Here is a 16,888-nt window from a genome sequence, read left to right as displayed (position 1 = left end):
TATTGCAACCGATAACAATCAAAAATGCATCTGCCGCTGTGTTAATCCTTTCCGTGCTGATTTGGATGGTCAATACTTTGGGGTATTCACCCAATCAAGACATAGGCAGTTCTGAATTATCAGAGTCCAATGATATTGAAGAAAAAGTTATTGCCGGCCATCCTGTTTTGGAGAATCTCTCTTCTGAACCGGGAGTTGTGGAGGTAGAATTGACGGCTTCCAAAGAGCGAATTTCTCTGAAGCCGGGTGTAGAAACCGATGTCTACGCCTACAACGGCCGTGTGCCCGGCCCGCTGTTGGAAGCAACGGAAGGGGACAGTGTGATCATTCACTTTAAAAACGATCTGCCCGAAGATACTACCGTACACTGGCACGGCATTCACCTGCCTTTTGTGATGGACGGAAGCCCGTTCCATCCCGTTGAACCGGGCGAAACTTTCGCCTATAGCTTCAGAATTCATGAAGGAACGGCTGGAACCTACTGGTACCATCCGCATCCGCACCATCGCACCGCCTGGCAGGTGGGGATGGGACTGTACGGCGGCATCATCATCCGCGACCCCAATGATCCGCTTCCTGATTCGCTCACTGAGCATTTATTAATTCTATCCGACAACCGGTTTGATGAGGACGGGGAGATCGAGTTTGCTGAGCCCGGTTCCCGGCAGGAACGCGTGGACAATATGAATGGCCGTGAGGGAGATGTGCTTTTCGCAAATGATGAAATCATGCCGGAGCTTTCCATCCGCAGCGGGGAAACTCAGCGGTGGCGGATTGTAAATGCGTCCGGAGCCCGGATCTACCGGCTGGCACTTGAAGGGCATGCCTTTACCCACATCGGGAGTGATGGCGGATTGTTTGAGCACCCAAAAGAAGTGGATGAAATCATTCTCTCAAATGGTGAGAGGGCTGAACTACTTGTTCACGGAACCGACGATCCGGGAAGCAAGGTTACCCTTCAGGATTTGCCGTATGACCGCTACATGCCGATGTTTCGACCTTCGAACTGGGATGAAGCGAATGATCTTCTGACACTCCGGTATACGGATGATTCCCCTTTAGAAGAAACTTTCGAAGTACCGGAAACCCTTCGTGAAATCCCGGAACTGAATGTAGATGACGCAACAGAAACAAGGGTCATGAGGATGACCAACGGTAAGATCAACAGCAGAACGATGGACATGAAGCGCGTTGATGAAACAGCGGAACTTGGAGCTACCGAAATCTGGGACATCCAAAACCTGGTTGGAATGGACCACCCGTTCCACCTTCACGGCTTTCAGTTCCAGGTCATCGATCGAAACGGTGAATTGGTTTCGCAGCGAAAATGGGAGGATACTGTTAATGTGCCCGGTTTCGAATCGGCCCGCTTTATTGTAAGATACGACAACTATCCCGGTAAGTGGATGTTCCACTGCCACATCCTGGATCACGAAGACCAGGGGATGATGGGGGTGTTAGAAGTAAAATAAGCGACCTGTCAGTATGCAGAACGAAGTGAGGTTCCTGAAAGTGTCGCGAATTCTGAATTCGAACAGAGATGTAAGTCGAAGCGGGAACTTCGACTTACATCTTTTACATAAATAACAAGACCATGAAAGAACAAAAAACTACCTCACATCTTTTTAAAACAATTTACACACTCATTTTTGGCTTGGTATTTATTGCTTCATCATGCCAGCAGGCTGATCGTGAAACGGCTGCATCCCAGAACGAGGAACTTGCTATGCAGTATATTGAGGCCTATAATGAACAAGATCGTACTGCCCTGGAGGCAATTCTCACAGATCCATTTTTTACATCCGGAGAGGAAGTGACGCTCGATTCATTTTTAGACCTGATTGAAGGGTACTGGAGTACGTTTCCTGATATTACGCTCGAACCTACCCATATCGTGGGTGCTGACGAACATGTAACTATTCGTCTGGAATTCATAGCAACCGGTTCAGGAGAATTTCTTGGTCATGAAGCAGAGGGAAAAGAAATTAATGTATCGGAAATATTTCTTTTCGTTGTGAGAAATGGACAGCTTGCGGAATACTGGTACAATTGGGATGAGCTCGGATTTTGGATGCAACTTGGCGTTGTGGAGAGTCCGTATCCGCAGGAATAAGTCAAGGTATGATTAAGGGAAAGCGACTGAGGCCGGGCTTAGCCCAACTTCGTCTGAGCCGGAGTATAATGGAGCCGTATCGGATCTAAAAATGAGCGAGATCAGGAGGTTATACTGAACTTAATGCGGTATCTCCAAATCACAATCTTACAGTAGTTTCTGCTATATGTAAATTTATACTTGAGTTTGAATTCCGGGCGAATTCAAACCATCACCACAATTCAGGGTAAAATAAAAAAGCCATGCAGAATTGTTTCGTTCTGCATGGCTTGATTTTTTTAGGTATCGAATCTCTTAAAAATCGATTCCAATAGAGAAATAGTGGATTGGTGATCCATCAAATCCGTCCCGGAAGTAGGGCCAGCCGACATCGTATCGCAAGGGAAGGCCGAGAAGTATGGTTCGAAGGCCAAATCCGGCACCGATCAATATATCACCATCAATAACAGTGGAGGTTACATCACCTTGCTGAGGCGGGCCAACACGCTCCCTGCCGGTTGAACCGTCTATGACAAACTCACGTCTTTCAGCAACTCTGAAATCGAGGCTCGCATCTCTTTCAAAGAAAACAATCGGTTCATTGGTTTGCGCATCCGTGAAACGGGAGTAGGGAATATCGAAACCCCATGCAGCACCTGCATCCACAAATGCAACGCCCGTAATGTTATAGAGCGGAATCAAAGGAATCGGGCCGGGTAAAATAGCTGCAAAGAGCGGAAATCTGAATTCAGCATTGATGAGTGAAAATCGATCACCAAACGTGGTGTTGAATTCGTGACCCCGAAGCGGAGTCGCCGGCAGTGTGAAAAAGGTATCAGCCAGCCGTTCAAATGGAATTTCGGCATCACTCCATCGCTGATTGATCCAGCCAAGCATACCGCCCATAAAGAAGGTTTGCGAATCACGGCCGATGGAATAGGCACCGGATCCTCTGAAAGCGAATGAGGTTCGGTTGCCGAGATCAAAATAGCGCCGGTAATCTCCTAAAAGGGTTGCAAATTGGGGCGAATCAGCCATAAATGGAGGGCTTCCCGCCAGCTGCAGGGAATACCTGCTTCCGCCTCCGGGTGTAATTCCACCTGGCTGCGGTATCGTAAAGTCTCCGGTGTACGTAACCTGCGGATAGAGGAAGTAATTCGAGTCATTCTCGGCATTTTGTGTGCCTCTGAATCTTACCGAACTGAAATCTCTGTAAATTCCAATCCCTGAAATCCCGTAATCGATTCGCTGATAACGGTTCAGCGGGTATTGAAAATCAACCGACATGCTTAATGTTCTGAAGCGGAACAGCTCGCCGGTGAAATACTGATAATTTCGTGACTGGTGGCTGAAAGAGGCAAAGAAATTGGTTCTGTTCCTCAAATAACCATATCGAATTAGGTAATCACTGTTTCGAAGGTCAAAGGTGAGATCAGAACCAACGGCTATCTGATGGTCCCCAAACAGGTCGCTAAGTGTTACGAAAGCAAAGGCGGATGAACCGGTAAATGTATTCACCTGGCCGGCGGCATAACTGATATCCGGAGAAAACTGTAAGCGGTACTCCTTCGGGCGATAAAGTCCATCTTCGGTTACATTATCCTCCGGTTCGAAATTTCGCGGATCGTCTCTTAGTTCAAGTGTTGTATCGCGCACAACAGCTTCGCCAAACTGGTAGTTTCGGAAATCAACCCGATCCGTTCTGGTTTCTTCCCTTTCTTCATCCTCATCTCTTTCTCTTTGTGGCGGTTCAACTGTAGCTGGTAAGGCACGGCTAACGAGCTGATTGCCACTCGGAGAGTTTGCAATGAGTTCCCTCGCATGAGCTATAGCGGGTACACGTTCTGCATGAGATTGTTCGGCCCGCTGTTGAGCCCACGCATTGGGTGTGAGCTGTCGATCCATCCGCCGTGAAAAGGGGGAGCGAATCACGAAAATATCAGGCGCACCTTCATTAAGTGCATTAAATGCAAGCCGTGTACCATCTGCAGAAATAGATATCTGCATAACACCCGATTGCATATCTGTTAAAGGATATACTGACCGGCTGTCTAAATCATACTCATAAATATTTGGGATACCGTTCTGATCCGATACAAACACAAGCCGTCCATCGCGTGTAGCTGTTGGCTGACTTTCTGACCAGAGAGGTGTGTTGGTTAATCTCTCAATACGATTGGTATTGATGTTAACGGCGTATAAATCTGTTTCAAAGAAATCATCGCTGATTACAGCGGAGTATCCCGCAAGAAACGTATGCGGTGTTGTGTTACTGCCACGGTTTGATACAAAGTATACGGTTTCTGAGTCACTTCCCCAGGCCGGCTCCTTATCAGTGAAAACATCACCAGTCAGATTTTGAAAATCATCGGTTTCGAGATCGTATACAAAAATGCTTTGATAGGGACCGATGTTTCCGTCAAAGGCTATTTTGGTGCCGTCCGGTGACCATGATACGGAGTTTATAGCATCAAGACTTGGGAAACGGGTAGTTGTGGAGTTACCGCTCTCATAATCTACGATTGCTAAATTGTACTGCCCTTGTGATGCACTTGAAAGCGCAATTCTGGACCCATCCGGAGACCATGAAAGGTTTGGATTCATGATGTTCAGCTCTTCAAACATGGGGCTGTCTGACCCGCTGATCAACGTTTTAAGCCGGTTTCCGGTGTTTGCGTCAATAACAATCACATCAAAAACACCCCTGCGATTTGAAATCATGGCAATCCGATCGCCATTCGGGGAAATTGCGGGACTTGTGTTGTATGCTCTTCTCTGGTTACGTGATGTTAGCTGGGTAGCAGCTGCACGAAGCGATTGCCGCTCCGCTACTTCAGGGAAATAGCGTTGCCGATAAAACTCTTTCCAGCGGTCGGAAAGTTCCTCAATACCGATGCCAAGGGATTGTGTAATCGCCTGCTGAACATTTCGGGTAAGCTTAATTCGCTGTAGTATTTCAGTGATTTTTGGTCGTCCATACTGGTTTTCAATATAATACCAGAACGACTGGCCACCCCGATAAGCAAAGAATCCCTGAAGCCGCGGGATTGGCGGGAGGTAATTGTTTAATATTGCATCCCGCATAAACATATCGGTTTGTGTATCCCATCCCAGAGCCAGGTACTCAGCCAGACCCTCTTCAAACCAGAGAGGGAACCTGAGCTGAATATTATTTTGCATGATCGACTGAACGCTTCCGCCATAGTAAACATCGTTAATAAAGGCGTGCAGGAGCTCATGCTGTATGGTGCGCCTGAAATCGGCATAATCTCCCATAAATGGCTGGGTCATCCGGTTTTTGAACTTGTCGGTAACCCCGCCAATTCCCTGTGCATCTGTAGGCAGCTGCACAACATTGGTCTGCGAAAAGTCACTGTGTGAATCGTAAATAATAACCGGAATCCGGTCAGTGAGCTGTTCGCCAAAATCATTTTGCAATTGAATCAGGGATGATTCAACCGCCTCGGCAGTAAACTGGGCAAGGTGGTAATTTTTCGAATCGTAATAATAGATATCGAAATGTTCCGTCTCTATAAAGCGCCAGTCGAATCGTTCATACTGCACACGATTTTTTCCGAAATAGAAATACTGTGCGTATAAAGTCTCGATGAGCAGGCTCCCCAGAAACAGAGACATCAGGGGAATGAGGATCAGTTTTTTCAATGATGGCATATCTTGTAGCGTTTATTTAATAATCAGCAGGTATGAGATCAATTTGGCGTTTACCGAGATCTGTTCGCGTTACCTTGGCGTTTATTGAATCGCCCAGGCGATACTTCTTTCCTTTAGAACGGCCTGTAAGGCAATGTAATTGTGGATTAAAAACATAATAGTCATCACCAAGATCACTTACACGAATCATTCCTTCACAGTAAATATCATCTAAAACCACGTAAAGTCCGTTTTCGGTAACGCCACTAATGGTGCCCTTAAACGATTCCCCGAGCCTGTCAGACAGATATTCAACTTGTTTCAATTTCACAGAATCACGCTCAGCTTCCACGGCATAACGTTCTTTTTCACTGCAGTGTTCACCGTCTTCGATTAATTGATCATACGTGTATTCGGTTCCGCCGGAATTGTACCGCTTCAGCAGCCGGTGGACAATTACATCCGGATATCGGCGGATTGGGCTTGTGAAGTGTGCATAATCTTTAAAACCGAGGCCGAAATGCCCGATGTTTTTCGGACTGTATTCCGCTTTGGCCATAGAACGAAGCATCAGCCCGTTTATGATATTTTCAATAGATGTTCCCTCAACCTTTGAGAGAAGTTCATTGATTTTCGAAGCAGTTACTTTTCCATTCAGGTTCAGATCAATACCAAGCGGTTTGGCTGTCTCTTTGATATTCTGAAGCTTTTCAAGGTCCGGTTCGCCGTGCACACGATAGAGAAACGGGTGATTGTTTTTTGCTTTGTTTCCGCCTCTGAGCTGATCTACATGTTTTGCTACAGTTTTATTTGCCAGCAGCATGCACTCTTCAATAAGCTTGTGAGCAAAAATACGCTCTTTGACGATTACATCAATCGGCTTGCCGTTATCATCCAGAACGAAACGGGGTTCGGGTGTTTCAAATTTTATGGAACCTTCACGAAACCGTTTTTCGAGGAGAATATTTGCCAGTGTCTGCAGGGTTTTGAGTTGGTTTTCGAATGGATGTGAACGGTCACCATCCAATATATCCTGCACTTCAGAATAGGTGAATCGCTGCCGGGAGTGAATAACAGTCTCCTCAACGGAGTGATCCACAACTTTTCCGTTTGGTGCAATCTCCATGAAACAGCTGTAGGTGAGCTTATCCTCATTCGGACGAAGACTGCACACGCCGTTACTCAAACGCTCCGGGAGCATGGGGATCACCCGGTCAACCATATATACACTTGTTCCGCGTTGATACGCTTCCTCGTCGAGTACAGAGTTTCGCGGCATATAATGCGTTACATCGGCAATATGCACACCAAGATAGTAATTTCCATTATCGAGGACTTCAATGCTCAGACCGTCGTCAAAATCCTGGGCATCGGGCGGATCGATTGTCATGACCACTTCTTCGCGCATATCGCGTCTGCGGGCAATCTCTTTTTCAGGAATTGTATCGGGTATATCGTCTGCAAATGATTCCACTTCGGCCGGAAATTCCGCTTCAAACTGTTTCTCGGCCAAAATGGATAAGATGTTGGCTTCGTTCGACCCGGCATCACCCAGAACATGATTAATGCTTGCTTGCGGGTATCCGCGCACATCATCCCAGTTTACAAGGGAAAACGTAACTTTTTGACCGGGTTTTGCACCATTCAGATCTTCCGGAGTTACGAAAAAATCGACTCTCGAAGATTGCTGATCCGGCTTGATGATGTACGTGTTTTTTGCCTCTTCTGTGAGGGTTCCTACAAAAGTAGTACGGGCGCGTTTTACAATATCTTCAATCTTACCGATCGCTTTGCTGCTTTTCTTATGGTAGCCGGTAATTTTTACGGATACGGTATCTCCGTCTAAAGCGGTACTCATTTGCCTGCTTGGGATTTTAATATCCTGATCCCTTCCCTCTACCATCACATATCCGTCACCACGGCTGGTTACATCCAGAATCCCGGTGAGGGTATTGTCTTCTTTGACCACCACTTCATTCAAGCGTACCAGGTTTCCCTTGCTTACACGAAGGATATCGAGCTGCTTTAGCCGGTTCACGGCGGTTTTTAATTTTTTAGTTCCTTTTTTTGAGGTGAGGCTCAGTGCATCCACAAGAATTGGAATAGGAATGGATGCATCCGGGTACGATTCTAAAACTTTAACAATTTGCTTTTCTAATGAACTTAAGTTGTTTTTACTCATTCGTTGTTTATTTCTCTGTAATTAGTTTTGTGCCATTGAATCAGAATCATTCTCCTCAACCTCAGGTTCTTTTTCTTTTAATCCAAACAAATTTCTGAAAGAGTTTGAAATTCTGTTTCTCAGGCTTTGCCATGTATTAAATTGAAATTGTGCTTCAACTCCCATTCCGTTCATCTCCTGTGTCTGGCGTGCTTCGGTTTCAGCACGGTTTGAAAGTGTTGGATCCTGCCGGTGAAACGCCGTTACCGAAAAGATTCGATTGATACGATACGTCGCTCCAATATCTCCAACCTCTGTATCCCCGGTGATCTGACCTTCGCGCCGAAGCACAATTCTGTCATTGAACAACCGCAACGCAACCCCGAGATCGACCTCGTTAAATGCGTTGAGATTAAAATCCACATCAAACGTAATATCACTCCGTAAAAGCGAATTAATCTGGTTTGATAAAAGCGGACTGATAATCTGACTTGATACTAACGGGTTTACGAGTGCACTTGTTCCGGTAACATGGCCAAATTCAGGATTTTCGAGTTCATCGGTCGGTACAAAATTGCCGGTGAGCAAAATCCCAAAAGCCTGAAGCACTTTTTCATCCTCATTCTGGTTAATCCGGTTGATCTGTGCTGCAATGGTCGGATCCTGCGGGGCTTCAATTCCGGTGGGAATCTGAAAGTAAAAATCGTTCTCGATCTCACTGATGGTACCACCAATCTGCAAAATCAATTCAATTGGAACGCGCTGAAAACTTGTGCCGGTTGGCAGCAGGGTGGAGATGTCGGGCCGGGCACGGTAGGATGCGGTCACGTTCAGATTGGCGTCCACAAGATCACCCTGCCAGCTGATGGAGCCCCCGTCCTGAATGGTAAATCTGCGGGTAAAAATATCTCCACCCACAAATTGGTACTCCCCGCCAGAAATATTAAACCGTCCGAACATGCTCATATCCTGGTCGTCGAGAATCACCCGAATCTGACCGGTTCCGGTTGCCGTGAGGATGTCATTTGTTACCGGGTCAAAGATCAGCCGCACATTAACCGGATCGTCAGCGATAAACTGCAGATTCATGCTGAACAGCTCTACAAAGGTAAGGTCGATCTCTCCTTCCTCGCTTCCGCTGCCGGAATCACCACGGCCATTCCTTCTTTGCAGAGGAGTTAAATCTTCGAAGGATTCCACAAATTGGATAAACCTCCGGTCTTGTTCCAGCTCGGTTTCTTCCTGCAGCGGAATGGATATCTGGGAATTAGAACTGAGCCGAATGGGTGTTGTTGATCGAATGGATGGTGATTCATTGGTTCCTTCAAAAACGGCCGTGCCACTCCCATATAGATTGGCATAAAACGGTACATTCGGATCCTGCACATTATTCATAAACCGCAAGTTATCCAGTGCGAGCCGAAGGTCGAAAATGGTAATCGGGCTGAAATCATCGAGGTCAATCTGACCTGTAAGTAGACCTTCACCGCCTTCCATGTCATCCATGTAAACTTCATCGAAGAGAAGCCCGTCAGCGCGATTGAAAATAAGATTTCCTTCAAGCATGTAAGGAACATTTGTAAAGAACGGTCGCCCATAAACATCCTGAACATCAAAAGAAGCTTCGAAATCGTAATCATCGCGATTTCCCCTTATAAAACCGGTTCCGCTGGCACTGCCTTCCATTTCCAGAATCACATTAGGAACGATGAAGGTAACAATCCACATGTCGATTTCCCGAAGATCGGCATCAAAATAAAAAAGATCTTCGGTATCATCATCTGATTCATCAGGTGCTCTGAAATACCCCTCAAAGAAAAGATCATGACCAATCCCGTCATTTGCTTCGAGGTAATCGGCGTATCGGGCGGGATCTGTATAGAGATGTAGCTCTGTATCGAATCGGTTTGATTCAGAATTAAATCTGCTGCGCAGGGATACATCACCAATCACACGGTCATTAATTTTTCCGTCCAGAACTGTAATATCCCCCTGGATGGATGGAATCTGGGTGAGTGCCCGTGTCGTGAAATCGCCATCAACCACACCCTCAAACTGGATTCGGCCGCCAATAAGATCCGACACCCGGCCCAGACTGAAGTTACGAATGTTGTAATTTACTGAATCCTCCGGCGCATCGCTGAACGTGCCGTTTATCTCAAAATAATCTTCATCACTCTCAAGGTTGAATTCATTCAGAGTCAGAGATCCGTCCCGGTTGTAAATAATTTCCGGTGTTCCAAGCGCTTGCCATTGATAAGCCGATGATCCCGTAGTGAGGGTGTCAACAGTAGTTTCAAGGCGGTTTGGATACCATGTTGTTGTCGTTTCACTATAATATGTGAGGTTTTCCAGGGCGTTCTCAATTTCTTGACGCACGGTGAGAATACTGTCCCGTAAGCTCATGTTTAGTGACGCACCGCGGATACTGTACCGGTCGTCAATGCGCATCGAAGGACTGTTAAATTGAAAATCGAATACGGTGTTATTTCGCAGGCTCTCTCCGTGATTCACCATGGCAGTAAACGTTACGCCGATATTATTAAACACAGAGTTGCCAACATTCAGACTATCATCAAACACCGAGCCGTTCAGCGATAAAGCATCATTGGTGGAATTGATGTTGAGGTTAACCGTGGCTGTTGATTCAATCTCTCTGAGATCAGGAAAATAGGCGCGGAAAAGCTGAAGATCTTTTAGTGATGCCGAAAGAGAGAGGTCCATCGGACCAGTATGTTCGAATGAACGCTCTGCAGGTGCTACGGCAGGAAATTCGGGGATTAAATCATCAAAAAAGAGCTCGTCCTGAAAACGTTCAGTAAGGTAGTTTTGCCAGTAAGACGCGTTCTCCCGAATTAACCCCGGGTATATCGTGCCGCTGAGTTCGGCATCAAAAAATGAGCTTGTAAGCCGTAATGTGCGGCTTTCTCCGTCACCTTCGTTGATATCAGCGTAAAACTGATGGGGTCTCAGGGTGTCACCGTCGATGATGGATTCACTGACTTCCACACTGATTCTGCCAAACAAGTCATCCATTGAGGTGCCTTCTACATTTGCGGAAACTCGTCCGCTGAAAAGGGTTGATTCGTACGGCAGATCGGTTATGTATTGCGTGATATCCAGCTGCTGGACAACTGCTTCGGTGTTGAGCTGCTGTGAGTCTCCCAGCTGAAAATTTCCACTTGCGGAACCTTCCGTACGGTCATTTTGCAAAGCTATTGAGTATCGTCCCGATTGATCAGCCATATTCAGATTTGCAGTCAAAAGTGCAAAGGGATGATTCTTGATGCGGCTGTTGGAAAGATCCGCCTCGGCTTCAACTGTTGCAAAACGATCGGTGCCGGATCCGTTTGCTGTAATTCGTCCATTAAGGACGGTGGTATTTGCTGAATCTCTGAAAAAGGGAGAGATATCAAGTGAGTCGGCTCCAAGCTGCAAAGAATAGGTTAAAATATCTCTGAAATGAAGATCCCCTTCAAGCTCCGCCGAACCCAGATCGGTTTCGAGTGTCAGATCAGCCTCCACCTGGTTCAGCGTTCCGGACAGGCTGCCTCTGAGAGTAGGATATCCGTAGGGAGTCAGGTCTACATCATCCAGGCCGGCCTCCGCCAGAAACGGCTGGAGCTCATTTCCCGATAGAACGAGATTACTGATGGCCAAATCGGAATCAAGGTCCGATTCCATAAGATTTCGCAGCCTGCCATCAGCCAGCAGTGATGATTCACCAATTGTAACCTGGAGATTGTCAAGGTAAAGAGTTTCGAGATTGCCCTCTGCTGAACCCACAAATTCAACAGGCTGCCGGATTTCAGAAAGAGCCGGATTAAACCGGTGCAGCAGTACGGGCTCGACATAAAAATTCTGGATATCGAGAAGATATTCTGCCGATGCAAGTTGTTCGCGGAAATGTTCTGAAAAAAGATGAAGGGGAGAACCTTCGGCTGAAAGAGAAATGTTTATGTTTTCAGAATTGAATTCAAACCCGTTCAGCTCAAGATAGTGCGAATCATTGAAAAGCTGGCCGTTGAGAGAAAATTTCGGGAAATCAGGATCATTTGTTGATGCGCTCATGGAAGTGATATCCAGGAACTGCTGCTGATCATCAGAATCGAGGAAAAACTGAGCATTCAATTCAGATAATACAAACGGAGTAGAAAATCCTGTGCGATCAGGAAACTGAATCGACTCGTCTGCTGTAATCACGCCATTTGAAATAGTGATCTCGGGAGCATAAATTGAAAATTGATTGAAGAACTGGCTGGCTTCTCTGCGGCTGCTCCTCTCACTTTCGCCGGAATCCGGCGGACCTGTTGAAAATATGGAAGCGAGCTGCAATCCATCGTCTCCCATACTAAAAAGAGCGTTGGGTGAATCTAACTGGAGTGATGTGATTTCAATATTTCCCCTGATCAGCTCCCAAAGATCAACTGATACGTACATCTCATCTGCGCTGAACTGCTGATCATAAGGGTATTCCGGAGAATAGAAAACAACATTGTTAAACTGTGTACGAAATGGTATAAAACCGCGGATAGACTCTACCTCCGCGGTGCCGTCAAACTGCTGGTTAAAAGCATCTTCAAGCTGAACGCGCAGATGATCTTTACTAACAGGAAGCTGAATTGCAGCCAATAAAAAGCCCGCAAGAATTACCAGAAACAGGAGGAGATACCCGGCTGTTTTCAGCAAAAAATTCCATAAAATATAGATCCAGCGTAATATCAAGTGAGTGTTCGGTTAATCGAGTTCGTTAAAAACGGTGAGCCAGGCTTTCCTGATGAGCTCCTCGTTGTTAACTGTTTCAACGACGGGTTGTTGCCAGTTTTTTAGCAAAACAAACCGGAAATTTTCATCAACATTCTTTTTATCAAGTTTCATGGTTTTAAACATTGAATCCACGGGCAGCATTTCCGGTGAGATATCAAATGAATAAAGAGGTCTGAATTTTCGCAAAATTTCATCATTCAGGTCAGCTCCGAGAGAGTTCGACAGGTTTGTCGCGGCAAGCATCCCGAGGTAGACGGCTTCGCCGTGGCTCAGGGTTCCGTAATCGGCAACCTTCTCCATCGCATGGGCAAAGGTGTGACCGAAGTTCAGGTATGCTCGTTTTCCGCTTTCAAATTCATCCTCCTGCACAATGTCGGCTTTAATTCCGGCGCAGTCCAAAATCAGGTTTTCGAGGGAACTGTTCTCTTTTTTGTTTGATGCTGAACTTCTTTCGAGGAAAAATTCTGACCGATCAAATATTGAACGGTCACGTATTGCGCCGTATTTCAGGATTTCACTCAAGCCGTTGTTCCATTCACGATCCGGTAGTGTATCCAGAAAGGTGGTATCCGCGATTACTTCCACCGGCTGATAAAATGCACCAACCAGATTTTTGCCGGTTTCGTGGTTCACACCTGTTTTGCCGCCAATTGAACTGTCGACCATGGCAAGCAGGGTAGTTGGAACGTGAATAAGCGGAATTCCCCGCATGGTTGCAGATGCAACGAAACCGGAAAGATCACCCGTTACGCCTCCGCCAATTGCAAACAGCGGAGTGTTTCTCCGCACACCGGATTGCAGTAAAACGCCTGTTAACCGTTCCCATTGTTTAATGGATTTACTTTTTTCACCAGACGGAATGATTTCCTTTTTAAAAGATAATCCGGCAGATTCAAACGCCGTTTGGATTCGGTTATTGTGATTTTTCCAGACATTTTCATCAGCAAAAATAAAGCAGTCGGAAAACTGGTTTTTCTTTTTCAGAGCGGTCAGGTGTTTCTCAAAAATGGAGCGCCCGACAGTGAAATTGTAGGAGCCGGCCGACGAGCTAATGTCGATTGTATCCGTCATATATCTTTATTTTTTTAATAATCATTTCGGCAATTTCCGGCGGAGTTGCACTACCGGTATCAATGGTGATTTGAGCCTGTTTGTAGAATGGAAGTCTTTGTTCCAATAGTTGTGTGATCGTCCGATCCAGCTGATCTGTTTCTGAACCCGGTTGATTGCTTTTCAGCTTCGGACGATTTTTAGAACCTAATAGCCGCTCTAAAATTACGGATTTAGGCACATTTAGAAAAACAAGCCACCCATAAACTTTCAGGTGATCGACAACTCTTTGATTTTGCAGAGATCCGCCGCCAAGTGCCATCACACCGTTAAACTGCTGTGATTCACGAATGAGCAGTGTTCGTTCAAGGTTTCGGAACCACTCTTCGCCTTTTTCTTCAAAGATTTGCGGAATCTCCATGCCGGCTTCGCGGACGATTTGTGCGTCGAGATCGAGAAATGGTGCATCAAGTCGATCGGCCAGTTTCCGGCCCGCAGTTGATTTTCCGGATCCCATCATACCACACAAAAACAGCGGCTGTTTAAGCTGTGAGTTTTTCATGTATTTAGTTTTCTGGGTTGAACCATTTCTACTTCTTCGCGGTGAACACGAACGGTTCCGGCAGGGGCTCCTTTCGGTTTTGAAACATATTTTCGCTTCGTATAAATGACCGGTGCGAGTGAGCTTCCCCGCGCTTTTGAATTGTATGCCGCCGCTGCAGCAGCTTTCATCAATACATTGTGGGGAGGGTATTCTTTGTTGTTGTTCATCCGGATGACAACGTGCGATCCTCCAACTCCGCGGGCGTGCAGCCAGATGTCTTCTTTGTGTGCCCGGGTTGTGACCTCATCATTGCTTTTCGCACTTTTTCCAATCCAGATTTCATAATTTTGAACAATGGATTTTCGAAAGGGGAGGGATTCCGTTTTTTGATTTTGGGAAAGGACTCCAAGCCTGTTCAGTTGCTGCCGATGGTCATCAAGCCAGTCATCAAATTCATAAATTTTATCAATACCTCCGAAAGAGTCATAAATCGTCTCCAGCTCTTCGAGTTCGGATTTCATTTCCCGGAGTCTGCGTTTCGATTCCTCCACCCGGGTTTTTGCTTTTGTGGATCGTTCGTAATATTTCTGGGCATTTTCGGCAACGGAAAGATCCGGCTTTACCGGAATTTCCACAGGGTTGTTGTCCTCATAAAAATTTGAAACCGTCATGGATTCTGTATCATGCCCGATCGATTCGTGTGCATGCGCCATCAGAATATGACCGAACTGCTCATATCGGTCGGCCCTCTCGAGCGCTTTATCAGCTTTTTCGAGCTGTTGAATAGAACGGCGATTTTTTTTGATAGCATCTTCGATCCGGGGTTCAAGACTTTGAATACGTTTGCTCAGTCTGCGTTCACGAGATGTTTTGTAGTAGGTGTAACGAATAGCATCATTACAATTTTCAAATGTTTTCAGATCCTCCAATGGCAGATATGTCTGGTTGATCAGGCAGATATTGCCATCGTTAAGAACACGGAATTCCGGCTCATTCTTCATCTGCCGGGAGACTTTTTGTATAAACTCCCTCACTTTTTCAGGCGCTTGCTCATTCAGGTTGTTATGCTCTATCAGCGGGTTTATCAGGTGACGGGGAAATGTTGGGTCGGTTTTGGTAATAACCGTTCGGGTGTTCCATTCAGGCTGGATTTCGGCCATAGGGGATGGCTTCCTGGGTTTTGGTTTTTCTCGACCTTTCCAGGTATCAGGAGATTTGAATGATTCTTTTACCGTTTCATTTTCAACCAGTAGAATATTGGGATCATTACCAAATAGTTTGAGTAGTAATTCGTAACCATTATCAAACGTCAACGTAATCCAGCGATCCCGGTCTGCCAGACTTACGTCAATAATTAAATTTTCTTTAAGAATTTCGAAAAATTCAGTTACGTTCGATTTTTTTGGATTTCTGAAGGAGTCAGCGAAAAGTGCGGTCTCATTACTGTGGGCACTGAAAATCAAACGAAAAGTTTCTTTTTTTGTGGAGAAAAAGCCTTCCCATACATTTTTGTGGGGTGAATAACTGTAAGTTAAACTGCTCCCTGAGCATTTGAGTTTTAGGTACTCAGTTAGGTATATTAATACATAAAAGTTATTCATTACGGGATCTATAGCAACTAATTAATAGATTAATTGTTTTAATATGGAATATCCTATTTTTCAATCGATTGTTAACACAATTGATAGTTCGTTAAACAAGAGAAATATAAACGTAACGACATTTAAAACATGGGAGGAATCGAAAATAAACGCCACAGGTCTTGAAATTTTCATTGACCTGAGCAACTCTACGAATCACCTGGAATCGCTTTCTATTAATTTCGATTGGGACCGGTTTCGGGAAGCGTCTCTCGCTCGCCAGCTAAATGGTACGGGTAATCACCCGGTGCTGCAATCAGAAACGTTTGCCGAAACAAAAGTAGACCCGGTGATTGATATCGAAGTTACATGGCATTTTCGGGAAGACCGCTGCCAGCCGCAACAAACCAATGGCGATGCAAATTACCGGATTCAGAAAGCAAGTGAGTGGATGGATCATGCCAGCAGAGAAGTCAATGAACTGCTGCTCACCGATGATATCATTACCCGTTGGCACCTTGAGATTGATGGTGACCAGCATGGTAAATATCTGAACGCGATCAACCTGATTTCCTATTTCCAATACTCATTTCAGGGACTAAGCAGCCTGAGCGATGTTCAAAAATTCGTTGAGCGAAAACTCATCCACATACTTTTCAGGGCAAAACGTGTAGTTACGATCGTGGATGATACTGTACATGAACACGCAGCCTGATACAAAAAAAGGTGCGCAATGCGCACCTTTAAGTTGATAGGATGTTTAAACGAAATCGTTACTTTTTCTTCTTGTGTCGGTTTTTTCTAAGACGCTTTTTCCGTTTGTGCTTAGCAATCTTTGCGCGCTTTCTTTTCTTTCCGCTTGGCATAAATAATCACCCTGTAGAATTAAATTGAAATTGGTTTATCTGAACAGTTGAGCAAAATACAAAAAAAGTACATAACTCAATAATCGGGTTTCCTTCTTCTCCTCACACCTGCCCAGAACGTTTCGATAAAAGTGAATTAGTGTATTATTCTCGTTCCGAAAGTATTCCTCGCAAGGC

Annotated in this window: 9 protein-coding genes; 3 read left to right on the top strand and 6 right to left on the bottom strand. The window is 45.5% G+C overall.

Features of this window, described 5'->3' with window-relative positions:
* The first annotated feature begins 2 nt into the window (after positions 1-2).
* Positions 3-1,472 (top strand): multicopper oxidase family protein, encoded by a 1,470-nt coding sequence (locus tag DYD21_RS11220; RefSeq protein ID WP_158551576.1) that lies wholly within the window; start codon positions 3-5, stop codon positions 1,470-1,472.
* Positions 1,473-1,594: 122 nt separating this feature from the next.
* Positions 1,595-2,113, top strand: coding sequence for an ester cyclase (locus DYD21_RS11215; protein ID WP_116036633.1), 519 nt, complete (start codon positions 1,595-1,597; stop codon positions 2,111-2,113).
* Positions 2,114-2,407: 294 nt separating this feature from the next.
* Here DYD21_RS11215 and DYD21_RS11210 read toward each other — a convergent pair whose 3' ends face one another.
* From DYD21_RS11210 to DYD21_RS11185, 6 genes are read right to left on the bottom strand one after another with little or no spacing between them, the layout of a single operon-like run.
* Positions 2,408-5,764: a PD40 domain-containing protein gene (locus DYD21_RS11210; RefSeq protein ID WP_116036630.1), complete on the bottom strand. Its 3,357-nt coding sequence runs from the start codon at positions 5,762-5,764 to the stop codon at positions 2,408-2,410.
* Positions 5,765-5,780: 16 nt separating this feature from the next.
* Positions 5,781-7,925 carry a ribonuclease R gene (gene rnr, locus DYD21_RS11205; RefSeq protein WP_116036628.1) on the bottom strand — a complete coding sequence of 715 codons (2,145 nt, stop codon included), beginning with the start codon at positions 7,923-7,925 and terminating at the stop codon, positions 5,781-5,783.
* A gap of 21 nt (positions 7,926-7,946) precedes the next feature.
* Positions 7,947-12,629 carry a hypothetical protein gene (locus tag DYD21_RS11200; RefSeq protein ID WP_116036625.1) on the bottom strand — a complete coding sequence of 1,561 codons (4,683 nt, stop codon included), beginning with the start codon at positions 12,627-12,629 and terminating at the stop codon, positions 7,947-7,949.
* A 12-nt stretch (positions 12,630-12,641) separates the two neighbouring features.
* Positions 12,642-13,742, bottom strand: a complete 1,101-nt coding sequence (aroB, locus tag DYD21_RS11195; protein ID WP_116036623.1) for a 3-dehydroquinate synthase — start codon at positions 13,740-13,742, stop codon at positions 12,642-12,644.
* Positions 13,720-14,283, bottom strand: coding sequence for a shikimate kinase (locus tag DYD21_RS11190; RefSeq protein WP_116036620.1), 564 nt, complete (start codon positions 14,281-14,283; stop codon positions 13,720-13,722). The genes aroB and DYD21_RS11190 overlap by 23 nt, the downstream gene beginning before the upstream one ends.
* Positions 14,280-15,728: an NFACT RNA binding domain-containing protein gene (locus tag DYD21_RS11185; protein ID WP_158551573.1), complete on the bottom strand. Its 1,449-nt coding sequence runs from the start codon at positions 15,726-15,728 to the stop codon at positions 14,280-14,282. The genes DYD21_RS11190 and DYD21_RS11185 overlap by 4 nt, the downstream gene beginning before the upstream one ends.
* 181 nt (positions 15,729-15,909) lie before the next feature.
* Here DYD21_RS11185 and DYD21_RS11180 point away from each other — a divergent pair, with 181 nt between their 5' ends.
* Positions 15,910-16,560: a hypothetical protein gene (locus DYD21_RS11180; protein WP_116036615.1), complete on the top strand. Its 651-nt coding sequence runs from the start codon at positions 15,910-15,912 to the stop codon at positions 16,558-16,560.
* The last annotated feature ends 328 nt before the right edge of the window (positions 16,561-16,888 follow it).

Source organism: Rhodohalobacter sp. SW132 (assembly GCF_003390325.1).
Taxonomy (GTDB): domain Bacteria; phylum Bacteroidota; class Rhodothermia; order Balneolales; family Balneolaceae; genus SW132.
The sequence above is the reverse complement of the archived record's forward strand: the minus strand, read 5'-3'. Positions and strand labels throughout refer to the sequence as shown.

Excerpts from the sequence above, each read along its gene's own strand:
- DYD21_RS11210 (WP_116036630.1), bottom strand. The coding sequence starts at position 5,764 with ATGCCATCATTGAAAAAACTGATCCTCATTCCCCTGATGTCTCTGTTT.
- DYD21_RS11190 (WP_116036620.1), bottom strand. The coding sequence starts at position 14,283 with ATGAAAAACTCACAGCTTAAACAGCCGCTGTTTTTGTGTGGTATGATG.
- DYD21_RS11180 (WP_116036615.1), top strand. The coding sequence starts at position 15,910 with ATGGAATATCCTATTTTTCAATCGATTGTTAACACAATTGATAGTTCG.
- rnr (WP_116036628.1), bottom strand. The coding sequence starts at position 7,925 with ATGAGTAAAAACAACTTAAGTTCATTAGAAAAGCAAATTGTTAAAGTT.
- aroB (WP_116036623.1), bottom strand. The coding sequence starts at position 13,742 with ATGACGGATACAATCGACATTAGCTCGTCGGCCGGCTCCTACAATTTC.
- DYD21_RS11215 (WP_116036633.1), top strand. The coding sequence starts at position 1,595 with ATGAAAGAACAAAAAACTACCTCACATCTTTTTAAAACAATTTACACA.